This window comes from Streptomyces sp. M-16, from assembly GCF_052114405.1.
Lineage (GTDB): Bacteria > Actinomycetota > Actinomycetes > Streptomycetales > Streptomycetaceae > Streptomyces.
Genome location: NZ_JBFRER010000146.1, coordinates 1 through 17,671 on the forward strand (window position 1 = coordinate 1; position 17,671 = coordinate 17,671).

General features: G+C 66.6%; 16 protein-coding genes and 1 pseudogene. 11 read left to right on the top strand and 6 right to left on the bottom strand.

The genetic code is table 11. The features are described from left to right. Positions 1-300: 300 nt before the first annotated feature. A pseudogene (locus AB4039_RS37520) lies at positions 301-920 on the top strand (IS5 family transposase); the annotation flags it as partial. A 400-nt stretch (positions 921-1,320) separates the two neighbouring features. Here the strand turns inward: AB4039_RS37520 and AB4039_RS37525 are convergent. The 4 genes from AB4039_RS37525 to AB4039_RS37540 all read right to left on the bottom strand — a co-directional run bounded on the left by AB4039_RS37525 (position 1,321) and on the right by AB4039_RS37540 (position 3,117). After that, positions 1,321-1,626, bottom strand: a complete 306-nt coding sequence (locus tag AB4039_RS37525) for a hypothetical protein (protein WP_442272860.1) — start codon at positions 1,624-1,626, stop codon at positions 1,321-1,323. A 262-nt stretch (positions 1,627-1,888) separates the two neighbouring features. Further along, positions 1,889-2,029 carry a hypothetical protein gene (locus tag AB4039_RS37530; protein ID WP_266842983.1) on the bottom strand — a complete coding sequence of 47 codons (141 nt, stop codon included), beginning with the start codon at positions 2,027-2,029 and terminating at the stop codon, positions 1,889-1,891. Positions 2,030-2,289: 260 nt separating this feature from the next. Next, on the bottom strand, positions 2,290-2,658 hold the full coding sequence (locus AB4039_RS37535; RefSeq protein ID WP_442272861.1) for a hypothetical protein: 369 nt from the start codon (positions 2,656-2,658) through the stop codon (positions 2,290-2,292). 57 nt (positions 2,659-2,715) lie between these two features. After that, entirely contained in the window at positions 2,716-3,117 is a 402-nt protein-coding gene (locus AB4039_RS37540) for a homing endonuclease associated repeat-containing protein (RefSeq protein WP_442272862.1), read from the bottom strand. An 889-nt stretch (positions 3,118-4,006) separates the two neighbouring features. Here AB4039_RS37540 and AB4039_RS37545 point away from each other — a divergent pair. The 9 genes from AB4039_RS37545 to AB4039_RS37585 all read left to right on the top strand — a co-directional run bounded on the left by AB4039_RS37545 (position 4,007) and on the right by AB4039_RS37585 (position 15,728). Further along, positions 4,007-4,582: a hypothetical protein gene (locus tag AB4039_RS37545; RefSeq protein WP_266842977.1), complete on the top strand. Its 576-nt coding sequence runs from the start codon at positions 4,007-4,009 to the stop codon at positions 4,580-4,582. A gap of 182 nt (positions 4,583-4,764) precedes the next feature. Further along, positions 4,765-5,172, top strand: coding sequence for a hypothetical protein (locus tag AB4039_RS37550; RefSeq protein ID WP_266842975.1), 408 nt, complete (start codon positions 4,765-4,767; stop codon positions 5,170-5,172). After that, positions 5,169-6,338 carry a hypothetical protein gene (locus tag AB4039_RS37555; protein ID WP_442272863.1) on the top strand — a complete coding sequence of 390 codons (1,170 nt, stop codon included), beginning with the start codon at positions 5,169-5,171 and terminating at the stop codon, positions 6,336-6,338. Before AB4039_RS37550 ends, AB4039_RS37555 begins: the two co-directional genes overlap by 4 nt. Positions 6,339-6,708: 370 nt before the next feature. After that, entirely contained in the window at positions 6,709-7,467 is a 759-nt protein-coding gene (locus AB4039_RS37560) for a topoisomerase C-terminal repeat-containing protein (RefSeq protein ID WP_442272864.1), read from the top strand. A 172-nt stretch (positions 7,468-7,639) separates the two neighbouring features. Next, positions 7,640-7,984 (top strand): hypothetical protein, encoded by a 345-nt coding sequence (locus AB4039_RS37565; protein WP_442272865.1) that lies wholly within the window; start codon positions 7,640-7,642, stop codon positions 7,982-7,984. A 222-nt stretch (positions 7,985-8,206) separates the two neighbouring features. Then, a complete protein-coding gene (locus tag AB4039_RS37570) occupies positions 8,207-9,106 on the top strand; it encodes a hypothetical protein (protein WP_266842967.1) in 900 nt (299 codons plus the stop codon). A gap of 54 nt (positions 9,107-9,160) precedes the next feature. After that, positions 9,161-11,452, top strand: coding sequence for a hypothetical protein (locus AB4039_RS37575; RefSeq protein ID WP_442272866.1), 2,292 nt, complete (start codon positions 9,161-9,163; stop codon positions 11,450-11,452). Positions 11,453-11,496: 44 nt separating this feature from the next. Further along, positions 11,497-15,147, top strand: a complete 3,651-nt coding sequence (locus tag AB4039_RS37580; protein ID WP_442272867.1) for a hypothetical protein — start codon at positions 11,497-11,499, stop codon at positions 15,145-15,147. Between the two features lie 101 nt (positions 15,148-15,248). Next, positions 15,249-15,728, top strand: a complete 480-nt coding sequence (locus tag AB4039_RS37585) for a hypothetical protein (RefSeq protein WP_266842961.1) — start codon at positions 15,249-15,251, stop codon at positions 15,726-15,728. A gap of 97 nt (positions 15,729-15,825) precedes the next feature. Here AB4039_RS37585 and AB4039_RS37590 read toward each other — a convergent pair whose 3' ends face one another. Both AB4039_RS37590 and AB4039_RS37595 read right to left on the bottom strand, forming a co-directional pair. Next, the gene (locus tag AB4039_RS37590; protein WP_266842959.1) at positions 15,826-16,275 is read right to left on the bottom strand and encodes a hypothetical protein; all 450 of its coding nucleotides are present in this window, start codon (positions 16,273-16,275) and stop codon (positions 15,826-15,828) included. Between the two features lie 97 nt (positions 16,276-16,372). Beyond that, complete coding sequence (locus tag AB4039_RS37595) at positions 16,373-16,936, bottom strand: DNA-binding protein (protein ID WP_442272868.1); 564 nt, start codon at positions 16,934-16,936, stop codon at positions 16,373-16,375. Positions 16,937-17,494: 558 nt separating this feature from the next. Between AB4039_RS37595 and AB4039_RS37600 the strand changes: the two genes are divergently transcribed. After that, positions 17,495-17,671, top strand: a 177-nt coding sequence (locus AB4039_RS37600) for an IS3 family transposase (RefSeq protein ID WP_442272869.1), incomplete at its 3' end; no start/stop codon positions are given.

A 17,671-nucleotide genomic window follows, 5' to 3' on the forward strand; every position in this document is an offset into this window, starting at 1 on the left:
AGCGCCCGGATCGATGACATCGTCCGCGCGCAGTTGAGTGATTCAGGCTGAGACATTCACTTGTCTCTCATGCCACCATCCGGATCGGCTTCGCCGATCAGATGATTTCCTCTTCCAACGCTTCATCCGAACCAGCCGCGCTGATCGAATGCTTCGTCATTCCGAGTCCCGGATCGGCTTCGCCGATCAAACTCGCGTTCTTCGCTGATTTACCGGCCACTCCCGACCAGACCCCGTCGCGATGTCCCCTAGCTCGGCATTCACTTGGTCTGCTTTAGGGCTTGCCTTCAAAGGGTTCTGATGGGCAATCATGTCGGCACGGTGCGTCGTCATGAGCTGACGGATGTGGAGTGGGAGGCGCTGTCCGGGCTGTTGCCTCGGTCGTCCTCGGGACGGCCGAGGTTGGACGACCGGCGGGTGCTGAACGGGATCGTGTGGAAGCCGCGGACGGGGGCGGCGTGGCGTGATGTGCCGGCACGGTACGGGCCCTGGAGGACCCTGTACACGCGTTTCCGCAGATGGGCGCTGGACGGGACGTTCACGCGAATGCTGGCCGCGGTCCAGGCCGAGAAGGACGCGACCGGTGACATCGACTGGCTGGTGTCGGTCGACTCCACGGTCACGCGGGCCCATCAGCATGCCGCCGGCGCCCGAAAGAAGGGGCAGGGCAGGGGGGCGAAATATGTGATCACGCCCTCGGACGATCCCGAGGCGGACTGACCACGAAAATCCACCTGGCCCGCGACGGCCGCGGCCGGCCTCTCGGCTTCGTCCTCACAGGCGGCAACGCCGCCGGCTGCACCCGCTTCGAGGAGGTCATGGACACCATCAAGGTCCGCCGGGCCGGGCCCGGGCGACCCCGAACCCGCCCGGACCACGTCCTGGGCGACAAGGGCTACAGCTCCCGCAAGATACGTGCCTAACTGCGTAAACGCGGGATCGGCCACACCACCCCCCGAACGCCGTGACCATCCGAGATCCGTGACCTTGACCCCGCGGAGCGTTGCGGTGATGAACCAGACCACCAGGGCCATTGCGAAGACGAGGAATGACGGACGGCACGACACCGAGCCGGCGGATCAGGGTGAAAGACTGCCGCGGCACCGGGCGGAGCGGAAGGTGTACCGATCGCCCCGAACCCGGGCGGTCACCCAGTCGACCTGGCCGGGCTCGATCGGGACCGGGTGCTGCTCGCCTGTCGCCGGGTCGGCGACTGTGGCGATCACGGGCGCTGTGCCCTCCGCGGGTCGGTCGGGTATCCGTCGGCCCGCTCGGCGAGCGCCTGGGCGAAGTCGGCGGCGGCCGTGGTGGTCTCGGTGCTCAGGCGTCGGCTTTCGTTCGCTGGGCGATCTCTTCTTCGAGTAGGTACGCCTCGCCCCACGGGTTCGGCTCCTCGACGGGGCGGCCGTTCCTGATGTCGCGCAGCCGTTCGCGGCGGCGGTCCTGGACGTAGCCGCGGCAGCGCAGGGCGCCGTGACGGGAGGTGGGCCAGGCCGAGGCGGTCGCGCACCACCCGCAGTGCGGCGTGCGGGTCAGGCTGCGCCAGATGGCGAGGGTGAGCAGAGTGGCGGCGCAGCGTGAGGTTCTCGGGTGCCTCCTGGACCTCGCGGTTCGCGGTGGTGGCAATTCACCACCGGGATGGGTGCACAGCCTCGGTGCTGACCGGCTGGGGCCAGCGCTTGCTGCGCCCTGGCGGGTCGTACCCCAGGCAGCGCCAAGGTCTGGGTAGTTCGCGCCGTGCATTCCGGCGATGGCCGCAAAGTCGTCGGCGAGGCGCTCGGCCTCGACCATGACCTGCCGCAGGGCCCACGAAGCGATCGCGCCCGTGCGCAAGGGGGATGGCGATGCCTCTGCAGATCCACTTCCGGATCGACTGCGTCGATCCAGGTCAGTCACCACCCAGCCCCTGCTCGCAATAGAGCTCGCTGATTCGGGCCACGGCTCCAGCTGGAGGTTCGTAGACCTGCGGCAGCTTGCTGATCGCGATGTCGAGGTCTCTGACATCCGGCAACAGCGCGGGCCGCGGCATCGCTGCTCCTTCGGCAGTGAGTGTGCGCCGGAGCAGTCGTCGTACCCTTCCCCGGACTGCACGGACACGTCCCCCACAGGGTGTGGGGCTCCTCCGAGCACGAGGGCCAGCGCCGGGGGGCCGGTGGCAGGTCGGTTGCGGCGGCGTCCTTGGTCTGGCTCACTTGCCCATCCCGAAGGCCAAGCGGCAGCCGGGGCGGTTGATCGAGTCGGGGACCCGGCCGGGGGTGAGGTGCGACATGTGGCCCTGCTCCCGCAACTTCACCCCGCCGGTCGCCCCGAGTCGATGGTCGGGAACGGGATCTCGACCGGCTCCCCGTGCCAGAAGTGCGTGGTCAGGGTGCCCTTGATCGGTGATCCGGAACCGCTCACCCTCCGGTGGCTCTCGCCCTCGTACAGCCATCCATCCGTCGACCCCCAGCCGCGCACCTTGCACTGGTACTCGGCCTCGGCCTCCTCAGGCGTCTTGTACGTGGTGATCGTCGCCTTATACCGCTCGCTGCGCAGGTGGTTGCATGAGTCCGACCAGCCCGGGGTGCGCACGTAGTACGGCCTCGGTCTCGGCGTGAAACCCGGCTCCGTCTTCTCGCAGCACGGCTCAAGAACGCAGACGGCGAGGACGTCCACCATGAATCTCCTTCCCACTTCAGCTGCAAGCCAGCTCTGTGGCTCGTGACCAACTGCCCATCAGAAGCGGATGGTGGCGGCCGACGGAACATCAGACTTCGGATCTGCCGGATCCGTGCGCCAGGCCTCGTAGGCCGCCAGCGTCGTGGATCCCGTTACCAGCAGACACCGGCGGATCGCGGCGATGAGCTGTTCCTGGGTCCACTTCGTCGTCGCGTCCTGCAGTTGCTCCGGCTGTGCGACCGTGTCGAGTCCCGCGAGTTCTATCGCGCGGTTCCAGCTGCCGAAGCGCCCTTCGTAGAGCGGAGAAGAGGGGTCTGCGTCCCCGCGGCGCTGCTCGAACTCGCGACGTCCGAGGAGCCTCTCCCCCTGCGCCAGGCGGATGAGCACGCGGAGAAGCTGCTGGTCGCTACAGACGACCGGACCTGGCTTCATGGGCGCGGGGACGTGCGCAGCACGCATAGTCGTGTCCGCCGCTCTCCTTCCGGAAGCGGACGCGCGTCAGAGTGTGGCCCCCTGCATGAGCTGCTGGTCGCAGGCGATGGACGCGAGCACTGCGTTGAAGGTCCGAGGGAGCCGACCGCAGCAGGTCGAGTCGTCCATATCGACTGCGAGGCACGGCAGTTCCCCCAGCCAGGCTGCGCCCTGCTTGTCGACGTGGACCGGGTCCTCGCCCTCGAAGACGGTCGGTACCAGGTCTTGTGCTCATCACTCACGTGCAGCGTGAGCGTCAGCAGATCGACGTCGGCGGTGGTCCGATCAGAAGCAACAGCAGTCATGGCGAGCAGTCCTTCGTGGGAGGAGATGAGAAGCCCACGAACAGCCGCCCGACAGGGGCCACCCGTAGCCGACACGCGCACGGCGCCATCGCAGAGCCTTCCGGATCAGCTCTGTTGACCCCCAAGCGCCAAACAGGCCCGCAGGCACTCCGCGCGCCCGAGTCCCGCTCTGCACAGCCCCTACATCCTCTATCTAGCGACATTCCGACTCATCGCAGACCATCATTCAATGACCACTCGAATGAGATACCCTCAGAGATCAGTGGATCCAATCTGACTGGTCGGCAACAGGGGATGCGAGGCGAGAAGAGATGAGGACCTGGAGGGCGGGGAAGGCTGGACTCTCCACTGCGGCGCTGACTGCGGGCGTCGTGCTCGTTGGGTGCTCCAGCGGCAACGGCGGAACGGCCAAGGAGGCACAGCCATCGCCTGCATCAAGCCCTACCGCAAGCGCAGCCAAGGTCGCTGACAAAGCCCTCAGCAAGGCGCTGGACAAGCTCGCCTTCCAAGGCGCCGGGAGCTCCAGAGAGGACGGCGGAGCGTGCCTGGCTAGCGCAGTGCGGAAGGCGGGAATGTCGGAGAAGGCGCTGGCCTACATCGTCAAGGCCGACAGCGACGACATAGGCACAGTCATCGGCGGACTGAACAAGGTGAGCGAGGACGACGCCGCGCTCCTGGCCTCGCGGTCACTGCGCAAGGACTTCGACGGATGCATCAGCGAGGCCGCACTTCCGGACAGCGGTAGCCCCAAGGCTCAGAGCTACGCGCCGCCGGAGGCAGCCGCGAAGCCAGTGGTGGGCAAGCCGAACCTGAAGCCGGCATACCCAGTCCGCGCGGATCAGCCAGTCAGCTCGTCCATCGAGCTCACCAAGGGCCTGGTCTCGATGTTCTCCTCCTACGCCCGTGACGAGAGCCAGAAGAAGACCTACGCGGCGGCCGGCCAGTGTCTGTCGACCTTGGTGTACAAGGCAGGCTTCAGCCAGGAGGCGCTGCACTTCTTCGCCGGCGGTGCGCCGCTCGGCACCGGGTCAATCGTCGAACACCTGCCGAACGACAAGGACAAGGCGATCTGGCAGTCCCCGAGGTTCACCCAGGAACTTGTCGACTGCACGACGAACGCGACGCCAACTCCCCTGCCCGCCTCCTGAGCGGCCGCCCATCAGACAGAGGACCACCGGCTGCGGCAATGCGTGGCGAGGAGGGGCGACTGGGCACGTCTTGGACTCTACCGATGCTCGACAGGAAACATAGAGAGTGGCAGATGCCTTATCCACTAGCGTCGATAAGGCGACTTCACGGATTGGCAAGGCAAGGCATGGAGAAGCCGCAGATGACTGCCGCACACGAGTTGGAGAGGACGACGCAACCTGTGCGCGGCGCGAAGAAGAAGCTGCCGGGCGGGACACAGAGCAGCAGCGGTGGCCGCCAAGGCATGTTCGTCCGGCTGAGCTCGGACGACAAGCAGCGCGCGGAGTACTGGGCCGACAAGCGCGGGTTCTCCTCGGTGAGCGAGTACGTGGCCGAGGCGGTGGTCGAGAAGATCCGGCGCGAGAACCTCGACTATGACCTGCCGACCCTGGAGATCGCGCGGCTCAACGAGCTCGTCGATCAGGTCGCGGCGCTGGCGACGAACTCGGCGAACCTCGAACGCGTCGTCACCACGGGCTTCGACTCGCTGATCGGGCTCACCCGCGGCGACAACTACCTGCTCGACGAGGAGGACGGTGAGCTCGTATGAGCCGGGACTTCGCAGAGATGCTGGAGGCGGCCACGCCCACCGACGAGGTGATGGATGTGGACACGTCCTTCCTCGACGCCTACCGGCGTGGTGGGAGCGAGGAGTTGAAGCGCGTCCAGGCTCAGGCCGCACCGCCTGAGCCTGAGGCGGCAGCACCCGAGCCGGAGGCGCAGTTCGATGAGACCGGCGACATCGACTCCCAACTCGAGGTTGAAGGTCCGCAGGCTGATCTCGATGGGGAAGCCGAAACAGATCGCCCGAACCTGGAGCCGGACCGCGAGCCCGACGTTGGCGACTCCGAGCGGGCCGGTCGATCCAATCAGCGCGGTGGCGCTGGCGGCGGACAGAACACCGCTGACGGGGTGCTCCCGGGCGGTGTGCCGGCGGGTCCTGCGGCCGATGCCGTTTCCGCTCCCGGGGCACAGCCGGACGTGGAGGGCGCTGCTACAGCCGAAATCGCTGCTCATGACGGCGTCGCCGCACCGGACGAACCCGAGCGGGTGGGGCCCGGATCGCCGCAGTTCACCGGTGATCAGGGCGCCGTGCAGAGCGCGCCCTCGAAGGGGGGCTCGGGCAGTACAGCCGAGACCGCCACGCTCCCCCAGTCGGGCTTCCGCCTCGTCGGCGTGCAGAGCCAGCCGCACATCAAGGCGCTGCCCGACAGCGTCATGAACGCGCTGCGGGAGCAGCTGCGAGCAGCCGCAGTCCGTGAGCTGGGCGTGAGCGACAGCGCCGCTCGGGGGTTCAGCCGGCGGCTGAGCCAGGGCACGCTGGTGATGGCGTTCCTGTTGGCACAGCTCGACCTGCACCTTGATGCCGATCCTGCCACCGAGCGCGCCGTGGAGCTGTTCCGCTCCCGCGACCCGCTGCTGGGCGGCGTGTTGACACGGTTGATGAGCATCGAGGCTGTCGAACGCGAGCGGGACGGGTTGTTGCGCAAGCTGCGCGACGAGCTGGGCGAGGTGCGCCAGACCAGCGCGGTGATCGAGCAGGCGCTCGCATACTCCATCGCCGACCGCACGGAGAACTTCCTGCGGGGCTCGCACAACCTTCATGACGCGCCGATCACGCACAAGGAGGCGATCCATCTCCGGGACATGGCCCGTGAGGCGACCAGGAAGCAGTTGAGGCTCGAACGCGAGCGGGAAGGGCGGCCGTTCCGATGACCGCGACGAGCAGGGAGAAGCTCCTTCCCGTCCGTCAGCGCTGCAAGGCGTGGGGTTGTCGGGTCTCTGCGTCCAGGACCCGGGTGTGCCTCGGCTCGTACTGCACTCCGCGGTGTACGGGTATGGCCGCGCCGGCCTCGCGCCCCGAGGACGCGCCGCGCGGATGCCGGACGCAGCGCGAAGGGGCGTGGGCATTCAAGCGCCGCTACCGGAGCGAGCAGGAGATCCCCTCGAAGCTCCGGGAAGACGCGTCGACGGGCGGACGAGGGCGACGGGAACGGGTCCGGCAAGGGCCTGGGCCCGAACGCTGAGCCGTTCATCTTCGAGGGGCGCGAACGAGCGCCCCGAGCACGCGACGATGAAGTGGCTCATGAAGCAGCTGGAGAAGCGCGACATGCGCGACATCGCCGCCGGGATCGCGACCGCCGAGGAGCGCCTGGCCGTCGTCGCCGACTGGGTGCGCGAGGACATCGCCACGATGACGAAGAACGCCTCGTCCATGCGCGCCGAGCTGGGCCTGAAAGAGCAGGTCGGCGCCGCCCGCGCCGAGGGCGTGTGGCAGGCCGCTCCAGGTGGCCCGACGAAGGTCGCCTTCAAGAAGGTCTGGTCGGGCCACGAGTTCAGCGATGACGAGGTGGCAAAGCTGCTCGCGGGCGAAACGATCTCGTTCGAGGCGAGGCCGAGGGAGAACAAGCCCTTCCCGGCCACCGGTGCGCTCGGCGTCGGCACATTCAAGGGTCGCAAGTTCGTCGGGTTCCAGCTGGAGGTGCCGGACAAGCCGGCGAAGTGGTCTGGCCGGACGTTCACGCCGGCGGAGGTCGCGGTGCTCCTGGCGGGTCAGGCGCTGGAGATCGACGACTTCGTCAGCGCGCGGACGGGCAAGACCTTCGGTTGCAAGGTCACCTGGGACGCGAAGGCCAGGAAGATCACCCCTGATTTCGGCTCCGACGACGAGCCACCTCGGTCCTGGTGCCAGGTGACCTTCACCGATGCGCAGCGCAAGGACCTGGCGGCCGGTAAGACCATCCAGGGCACGGGCTTCGTCTCGGCCAAGGGCAGGACCTTCGACGCCCGCATCTCCTGGAAGAAGGAGGGCGGCAAGAAGAAGATCGTCCCGTCGTTCGGTTGATGTCGGCCGGGCACTGACGAGTAGCAGCGGGTCCCGGACCTCGGGGCCCGCTGCCGCCATTTCACGACAGGAACGAGGATGCGATGGGAACGATGCGCGAAATCGTGTTGCTGGACGACTTCAGGATGCTGGCGCGGCACCCGCAGCGGGATCCGTCCGGGCTCTGGAGGGTTTGAACGAGCAGCTCGCCCTGCTGAGCGAGCGCCTGCACCACGAGGCGCCGGCGGTCCCGGGGCCGGTCCAGCGGCTCGTCACGGCCACGGCCGGCACCCCGACGCTCTGGTGTATGCGCGCGTGGTGCGTCAAGTGCACCACGCGCGAGTGCTCTCGGCTCGATCCGGCCAAGGAGACGCTGCGCGGCGCCGGGCACACACCCCCTCGGCACTCGGAGCAGGCAGTGCTCGACGCGATGTCGGTCCGTCAGGAAGGCCTCGACCAGAGCGGCTCCGCCGATGCGTTGGCCGTGCTCGACCTAGGCGACGACGTTCCGCGCTTCGAGGCTGAAGCGATGGACTGAGCGCCACCGCTTCCGCGGTGCGACTGATCTGTCAGCCGCTCAAACGACACTCGATGACTCGGATCCGCTAGTCAGACTCGCCCCACGCCACCACCCGAGCCCCTTTCGCGCTCGTTTCGAATGGCTTATCTAAGATAGGATGCCATTCGCGCGCCTCATGTATGAAGACTTCTCGATAGGTCGAGCAATGGCCATTGCGGTCGCAAGGGGGATGGGAGATTCATGGCGAAGCTGTCCTACAAGGTGCCAAGTTCGCTGAACAGGAGCTTTCTGGATCACGAGATCACGCTCAGCAAGGGCGGCTGGGCGGCGAAGCCCTCCCCGATCAAGCAGCTGCTCTTCTTCGCTGGCGGCATCCTCGCCCTGCTGTGGTTCAGCACGTCGACGTTCGTCGCGAGCTCGGGCCCAGTCGCCATCGCGTTCTTCGTCCTCTGGGGACTGGCGGCGATCGCCTACTTCGGCGGGCTGATGAAGACGAAGGAGCTGCGCATCATGCGGGTGCCGGCCTTCCTTGCGTATCTGCCCCGCACGGCCCGCCACGTCCTCACCCGTCGCAGCTCGAACCCCACGGACTTCTACTCGATCGTCGGCATCGACGGGATCGACGAGGACGGGCTGATCCGTTTCTCCGACGGCGGCGAAGGCCGGGTCTACCTGGTCGTCGGCTCAGCGAGCTATCTGCTCTTCGACGAGGACCGGATCGGGATCCTCGACCGGGTCGACTCCTTCTGGCGCAAGGTTGAGACGGCCTGCGAGCACAGCTTCATCACAACGAAGGAGCCGCAGCGGATCTACCACCAGGTGGCGAACCTGGAGCAGCGCAACCAGGCCCTTCAGATCCGTGACCCCGATCTGATCGAGCTGCAGAACGAGCAGTACGACATCCTCACGCAGCACGTGGGCGGGAAGTTCCCCTCGATCCACCAGTACCTGCTGCTCAAGGGTAAGAACACCGACGCACTGCGCAAGGGACACCAAGTCCTCCAGGCCGAGGTCGGCGGCTCCACCCTCATGATCAAGGAAATCACGATGCTCGACCGCGAGGAGGCCGAGCCGATGCTGCGGGTCTTCTACCAGGGCATCGACGACGAACTGCTCGATCTCAAGGCGTCGCTGAACTGACAGCGCCAGGCCGACTCACACGACGAGGAACGAACGAAGGACACCATGGCGCTGATGACGAAAGTCCGGGCACAGCTCGGCATCCCGGGAAAGAAGCCTGCCGAGACGAATGAGGGCGCGGAGCTTCTGGTCGGTGATCTGCCCGCGGACGACGCTGCTCAGGCTGAGGGCGTGCGGAACACCGCGGCAGCTCACGGCGTGGCCGACGAAGCCGCCGAGCCGAAGAAGAACTGGTGGCAGCGCCGCCGGGAGGTGAAGCACCTCCAGGGCACATTCGACGCCTATCCGCATCTGCTCGCGCTGAAGCCGAAGGAGAAGTACCTCTTCCGCTCCGACTACTTCGAGGTCGACGGCTCGGTCGCCTGCATCCTGGCGTACTTCCACGACGACGCCGCGCACGACAACTTCGCCGCCTTCTGGGGCATCGATCGGATCCCGGACGGCCTGGACGAGCGGGTCACCGCGGTCGTGCTTGAGCAGGTCAAGCGGATGGACGACAAGTGGATCGACTCCTATACGAAACAGTCCGAGAAGCTGGAACGGCTCGATGCCAACGAGCAGGAGGAGACGGGTACGACCTCTTCCAGGCGCAAGGCCGCGAAGATCTCCGGTGACCTCGGGGTCACGATCGGAGAGCTCCAAGACGGCGCGAGCTACCTCTCGGTGCACAACCGGCTCTTTCTCAAGGCCCCGGACCTGACGACCCTGGACGACACGATCGACCGGGTCACGCGCCTGTACATCGACCGCTTCGGCACGCTGAAGGCTGCGCCCTACGCCGGCGAGCAGCGCCAGGAGCTCTCGAGCCTGTGGAAGAACAACGAGAAGAAGAAGGGCAAGGGCTTCCACTTCACCTCGACCGAGCTGGCCGGCTCGTACTCGCTGGTGACCAACGGCCTCAACGACAAGGGCGGCGAGTACGTCGGCTACATGGTCGGCGACGTCAACAACAGCGCCGTGCTCATGGACGTCAACGCCTACGACCACCACGTGATCGTCGCCGACGCCACCCTCAGCGAGTACCTCGACCGCCAGCGGGTGGCCAACATGTGGTGTTCGAAGATCTCGCAGGCGACGCTGCTGAACAATCGCCAGGTCGTCCACCTCGTCCTTGACGGGGCGAACCTCGACAAACTCGGCCCGAGGTTCGAGCGGCTCACCTCGCGCGTGGACCTGAACCAGGGCGACGTGAACATGTTCGAAATGTTCGGCGAGGAGGAGGACGAGTTGACGGTCTTCTCCGCGCAGATGGAGAAGCTCAAGTTGATGTTCGAGCAGCTCTACGAGACCACCGATGGTGCCGTCGGCTCGATCATCCGCAGTGCCCTCGAAGACACTGCCACGGACTTCTACATCGAGCAGGGCATGTGGCGGCACAACGCCAAGGAGCAGCGTAACCGCCTGCGCGTGGTGAACATCCCGCACACCCAGGTGCCGCGTCTTCAGATGTTCGTCTCGTACCTGGCGACCGCGCACAAGGCGCTGTTGAACTCCAGCAAGACCGACCCGGACCAGCTGCGCGCGTACAACGTGCTCAGAGGCATCGCCAACGCGATGCTGAGCACCAATGGCGACCTGTTCAACAACCACACGGCCTCGGCCGTGGACGGGGTCCGGGATTCGCGGCGCGTGGTCTACGACTTCTCGCGGCTCATGCGCCGCGGCAAGGGCGTGGCGATGGCGCAGCTGGTGAACATCGTCGGCTTCGCCGTCGGCAAGCTGGGGCTCGGCGACACGGTGATCATCCACGGCACCGAGCACATCGACGACCGGGTGAAGAAGTACCTCAAGGACCAGTTCGACCACATGCACGAGCGCGGCGGCCGGGTGGTCTACAGCTACAACGACGTCGACAAGATGCTGGCCGACAGCGACTTCAACAAGTTCGACGCTGCGGACTACACGCTCTTCGGTCCTATGCGCGACAAAACAGTGGCGGAGTACCAGAAGCAGTTGCACCAGCGGATCCCGCCGGATCTCGCCCAGCTCATCACAACCAAGGACGAGAACCTCACGTACCTGCGCCGGGGCGTCTCCAACGTGGTCTTTCACCTGGATTTGGCACTGGGGATCAACCCCTACCGCGAGGCCCAACGCAGGCAGGTCCGACGGGAGGCGGCCAGGGCCGAAGAGACGGCGCGGATGGACTCGATCATGCACGCCAAGCCGGCACCGGGCGCGAACCTCACCAGCATCCGGAAGCACAGCGAGGGCGACGGCGGTGAGGCTGACGCGGGCCAGGCTGACGCGATCAAGCGCAACGACGGCAAGAGCCTGCGGCAGCCCGAGAACAACGCAAAGCGACCAGTGGCAAGGCCCAGGCCCAAGAAGCTGGAAAAGACATGAGCGAGGTCAGCACTGATACGAGGACGAGGAGCAGAGGAGAGACCATGAACGGGACGATCACGGCAGTGGCGAGGCTGCGTGCCTGGGCCGGCCACAGCGTGGGGGCAGCCCGCCCGGGCAGGCTCGCGCACGGGCTCGCCCTCATGCTCCTGGCGGCGCTGCTCGTGCCGGTCTTCATGATGGCGACGTCTTCGCCGGCGTCTGCGGACGACAAGAAGGAGCGCGACAACTACAGCCTCTACCAGCTGGCCTCGAACGCGAGCTCGTACTTCAGCGAGAAGAACTCGCCGCAGAACGACAAGGGCATGCACGAGAACTGGAAGCCGGTCACGTCCAGCCCGGCCTCGGGCGGTTCCATTCTCGGCTACGCCGACCCGGAGTTCAGCCTGGGCAACATCGTGGGCTGGTTCTTCGCCGAGGTGTCGGGGTCCTCGCAGACCGTCACCTACGAGACCCTGGCCGCGAAAGACGGCAAGGGCAACGCCAAGTACTCGGGCATGCTCGACTACGCGCACTTCGGGGCGGCCAACAACGACCTTGGCCTGGACACGATGTCCTCGGGCATCGGCGGCCAGATCGTGAGCGTGATCGGGGGGTCGATCATCTGGGTCCTCTACGCCCTGGCGCTGGCGGTCGGCACGCTGTTCTACGTCATCATCCAGTTCCTGAAGCTCATCAACCCCTTCCTGTGGTTCTACAGCGCGGTGGCGGCGGTAAATCCGACTCTTGCCGAGGGTATGACCGGAGGCGATACCGGAGGCGGCGCGCTCTCGGGTCTGCAGCACTGGATCAGCGGCTGGTACGGCTTGCTCGTCGACATCTCGTGGCAGGCGCTCGTGCCGATCTTCATCGGCGTCCTGCTCATCGGCCTGGTCATGTTCAAGAAGATGGACCGGGGCTCGGCGATCAAGAAGCTCATCGTGCGCGTCGTCTTCATCGGCGTCGGCCTGCCGCTCGTCGGGTCGATGTACTCCAGCGTGCTCGGAAAGTTCGACGACTCCGTTCTTGGTCAACACGCCGGCCCGACGCGCGTCGTGCTGAGCACTTACGTCGACTTCGAGGCGTGGATGATGAACGACCGCCTGGGGATCCCGGACCAGGCCACTGTTTCCTGGAACGATGACCAGGCCAGCCCGGACGCGATGATGGCTGTACGCACGAGTGCGCTGGCGATCAACAAGCAGTCCCACGGGGCGACGTTCAACGGCATCAACATCGGGACGAAGGCCAACGACGCCGAGTCGGCTTGGAAGGACGGCACCGTCTCCGTCACCGGAAACCGTGCCTCGGACGACTTCAAAGCGGTGTTCTCGACCTTCGGGATCATCGGCAAGTACATCGCGAGCAACGAGATCGCAGCCTCCGACTTCGAGTCGGGGATCAAGAGCTCGATCACGCAGCTGGACGAGAGCTCGGATACCAAGAAGCGCTGGTTTGTCGACAAGAAAAGCTACGGCGACGTGAAGGAGTTCGGTGAGGAAAACGGGCCGAAGCCGGTCGATCACCCGGTGATCTCGACCGACGGCACGGGCTTGACCTCCTCTCGTCCCGGTAAGGATTCGACGGTCTTCACCACGACGGGGACGAAGGGTGGCTGTGGCTTTGCGGTGGGCAAGACACCCTCCTCATGCAACCTGTCTCCCCTGGCGGCGTACAACTACCTCAACACCGGGTTCAACCCCAGCTCACTGGCCATGTACTCGTCGAACAACGCCACCAGCGGGTTCACCCGCGAGAACCACATGGCCGTCAGCCAGGTGGGCACGGGGCCGGCGAAGTTCATGTACTGGAGCAACTCGGCCACGGTCCTGGGCTCCATCGTCCTGCTCGGCTTCTGGTACGCCATCGGCATGCTGGCCGGGGCGATCAAGCGGACCTTCGGCCTGGTGGCCGCCGTACCGTTCGCGACGCTGGGCGCCATGCAGGCGATCGCCAAAGTGATCGTCTACTCCACGGCGATGATCCTGGAAGTCCTCGTCACGCTGTTCGTCTACCAGTTCGTCTCGGAGTTCCTGATCTCGGTCCCGGACATCATGGCTGGCCCCGTGTCGAGCTTCATGAGCCCGGGTGGCTTGTGGGGCAGCGCTGCGCTCGGCGGGATCATCGTGGTGGTCCTGACCCTGATCTCCTCGCTGGTGATCATGGGCATCACCTTCGCCCTGCTACGGGTACGCAAGACTGTGCTGCAGGCGATGGACGAGGTGGTCACCAAGCTCGTGGACAAGTTCCTCGAGACGAACAACACGCCGAAGCCGGACAAGGGTGGGCTGATGCCCGCTCTGGCTTCGGGTGCGGGGGCTGGCGCGGGTATGGCCATGGGCAACAAGCTCGCCAACGGGTTCAACAGCAAGACCAGCGGTCCGGCGTCCCCGAACACGGGCAAGCCCACAGGCAAGCCCACGGGCAAGACGGCGCCGACGAACGCCGGCGGCACGAACGGTGACGCCATGGAGTTGACGTCCGGTAAGCAGCAGCTGAGCCTCGAGGGTGGCGGGCAGGACGGACCGGATGGCCCGGACAGCCCGGTGCTGGATGGTGGTCCTGGTGGTGGTGGCTCCGGCGGCGGCAGTGACGGCGTCAAGGCTCTGCCGGGCGGCATCGGTCCCGCCGGCGTTCTGGGCACGCCCGGTCGCGACGGACACACCGACAAGGGTGGTCCGCTGCAGCTGACGAGTGGCAGAGCGGGCAGCTCGCGCTCGGACAAGCAGACGGCGCAGAGTCTAAGCAACCAGGGTGGCCTGTCGAACCTCGGGTACAGCGCGGACGGCCACAAGGTCATCCGCGGTGAGGTACTTTCCTCGTCGACGGAGCCGTCGAGTTCTCGTGGTGATGCTCAGGGCCAGAGCGGCGCCGGCGGCCCAGGTTCTGTCCCGACCAGCGGAAACGGTAAGGCTGTCGCCGGTCAGACGGGACCGACGCAGTTCGGCACGGGTTCACAGGGTGCGCAGAACCAACAGGGCGGCAACCAGCAGGCTGCACCGCAGCGCTTCAGCGGAGACGCTGTGCCTGCCCCGGATCCTGCTCCGACGCAGTCGGGTGCGCCGAGCACGCGTCCGACACGCTCCGCTCAGGGCGCCACCCCTGCCCCGGCTCAGGCTCAGGCTCCGACGCAGTCGGGTGCGCCGAGCACGCGTCCGACACGCTCCGCTCAGGGCGCCACCCCTGCCCCGGCTCAGGCTCAGGCTCCGACGCAGTCGGGTGCGCCGAGCACGCGTGCGACACGCTCCGCTCAGGACACCCCTGCCCCGGCTCAGGCCCGGACCCCCGTCCGGCCGCCGGCACGGCAGGGGCAGGCCGTGGCGCAGGCGAACCGTGACCGGCCGCTGCCCGTCATCAACGCCCGCGGCGACGGCGCCTCGGCTCCGAGGCAGCCCGGGGCCGGTGCTCCGGCTGTGGGTCAGACTCCGGCTGCGCCTGGTGCGCGGACTCCGGCTCGGACACATGCAGCGCATCGGCCGGGTTCGATCCAGGCGTCGCCGCCGCGTCAGACGCCCGCCCCGTCGGCTCATGCTCCGCGGCCGCCGGCTCCTGCACCGGCACCTGCGCCGGCTCCTGCGCCGGCTCCTGCGCCGCGGCAGGCTCCGGTTCCGCGTCCGCCTCAGGTTGCCGATCCGACCCCTCAGAGCGTGGGGACCCCGGAGCCGCAGCAGCGGCCGGCCGGTGGCCCCCGCCGAGGCCGGCGCGAGGAGGACTGATCGTCCGATCGAGGGCGAGCGTGGAGGCCTGACGCACCCGGTGAGAACGATCATCCTCACCGGGTGCCGCCCTTTGAGCAGCGTGAGGAGAAGGAGGGGGCATGAGGCTCGGATCGAGGCTTCGCGGCGAGTTCCCGCGTGGCTGGTGGAGCTCGGCGCGATGGTGGGTCACCGGGATCCGTGAGCTGGCACTGAGTACTGCGGCGGCTGTGGCTACCGTAGTGTTCGTCGGCGAGATGGTGCGCGCCGTGCGGCATCGTGACGAGCCGAGGATCCTGGCGCGTCTGGTCGGCTCGTTCGAGGGGTACGTGTCGGGCCTTCTGGTCAACGGCGCAGGCTTGGGCGTTTTGGGCACCATGGAGATCGAGAATGATCTGCCTGTGGTGCTGATGGTGCTGCTGACGGGGTGGTGTCTGTCCAACATCGGCGTCAGCGCCGTGGTGTTCGTCGTGGTGGCCCAGTCGAGGATTCGGAGGCCAGAGGCATGGGCCGAACTCGATTTCGTCGAGCGGCATGCCCCGAAATACGGCCAGCCGCCGGAGACGATCGAGGAATACCGGGCGCTGCAGCTTCAGGAGTAGACGTCAGAGGCTTGACCAGCCGAGGAAGGACAGAACCCCGTGGACGCGATGCCCACGGGGTTCTGCGCTGCTTGGCCGGCCGAGCGGGACGTCGACGCTACTTCCCGCACTTGGCCTTGAAGCCGTCCAGCAGAGCCTTGCCAGCATCCGAGTTGTCACGCACGTACGCGCTACCGCTGATGCTGATCGAGGTGTTGCTGGTTGAGATGGACTCGCTGCCGGTCCGCTTGTTGCGGCTGTCGTCTCCGGCGACCGTCCAGATGATCTGGGACTGATCCTTGTTGAACTCGCCGGTGCTGGTCACACCCGGCTTCTCGTAGACACCATCGCAGCTGTACTCATGATGCGAGACACTGTTGCCCTTGACGACCAGCTGGCCGAGGTCGGACGTGCCGTTGACGTCCTTGACGTAGTAGGTACCGTCGAGCTTGCTGGCGCCGTCGCTGCTTCCGCTGCAGGCCGTGAGTATGAGTGAGCCCGCGGCCAGGGCCGCGATGGACACGGTCATCTTGGCCCGCGTCCTACGTACAGTGCTGGTGATCCTCATGGCGTTCTCCCTTCATTCGTTATGGAAGTCGGTTTGAGACAGAAGGCCAGTCAAAATAACCTATGGATAGGTGACTTTGGCGGACCGGGACCGTCTGTCAGGTGCCTTCTCGGAGGTTGTCGAGCCGATGCTCAGTCAGCGCTGGCGCGAACTCGGCCTGATTGAGCGCGTGTTCGCCGTCTTGGATGCGCCACTGCCGACGCTGCACGGGCGGGGCGTCTGCTTCTTGGACTGCCAGGTCGCCGAGTTCACGCAGCTCTGCGTACGCTCCCTGCAGCTGTTCCTCGTGGTGTGCCGACCTGACCCTGAGGCGGCCAGCCCGCTCTTCCCACCCGCGCAACCGCGACTCGCGGTCGAGCCTGGTCTCCCCCTCGATCCAGGCACGAAGCCCGGTTGGGTCGACGTCACTCGGGAGCCCGGTGGCGAAAGGCCCCGCGGGTTCCGGCATGTCGATAGGGATGTGCGACAGCAGCACCGCGGGGGTCGTGTCGAGCACATAGGCGATCGCGACGAGATCGTCGACGGTCACGGGGCGAGCACATCGCTCCATCTCCGCGAGGGCGTCGGCCGAGATCGGGTGATCGAGCATCAAGAGCACGTAGGCCAGCTCGTCGATGGTCAGCTCGCGCAGCTGGCCGTAGTGGGTGATGGCGTCGGACACAGCAAGGGATGTTCACGACCATGCGGCCTGCCGAGCTCTACGCTCTGCGCCGCGAGTTCTGCCACCCGAACTGGCCGACCTCAGACCCCGACCTTGAACGGCGGAAAGAAGCCCTGGAGCGCTACGGGCCAACGGCACTGCCCGCGCTGCGCGTCCAGTGGCAGTTCCAACGCGATTTCGGCAAGGGGCCGGTGAAGCTCTTCCCACCGAAGTACGAATCCCATCGAAATCTCCCCCTCCCCGGATTCATCGCGGAGCTGCACACGGCGCTCCTCGCCACCCATGACCACGAGTACCTGTTCCCAGCGATCAGCGGCGGGCTGCTGGCCAACACAAACTTCAGCTACTCCTACTGGCGGCCGGTCTCGCGCGGGCGACCAGCCTCCGAGGAGTTCGCGAGGATTCGCCTGGGCCAGCCCCCGCTGGCCATCTCCCGCCGCCCCCCTTCCAGAGGTCCCTGCGACCGCGTACGCCGGGAAGCGGCTGTACCTGCTTCGCCACGGCGGCAAGGAGTGGCTCGACGAAGATCGACACAGTCGCATCGCCGTGGAGACCCGCATGGGCCACGAGGTCGCCTGCGTGGAAGTCCGGGACCAGGGGCACGTGGTGAATCGCAAGCGTGTCGCTCGGATCATGCGGGAGCGTGAGAGCGTCGGGATAACTCGACGGAAGTCGCGGTCGCTGACGAGACAGGACCGTACGGCGCCGCCGGCGCCGGATCTGATTCTGCGGGAC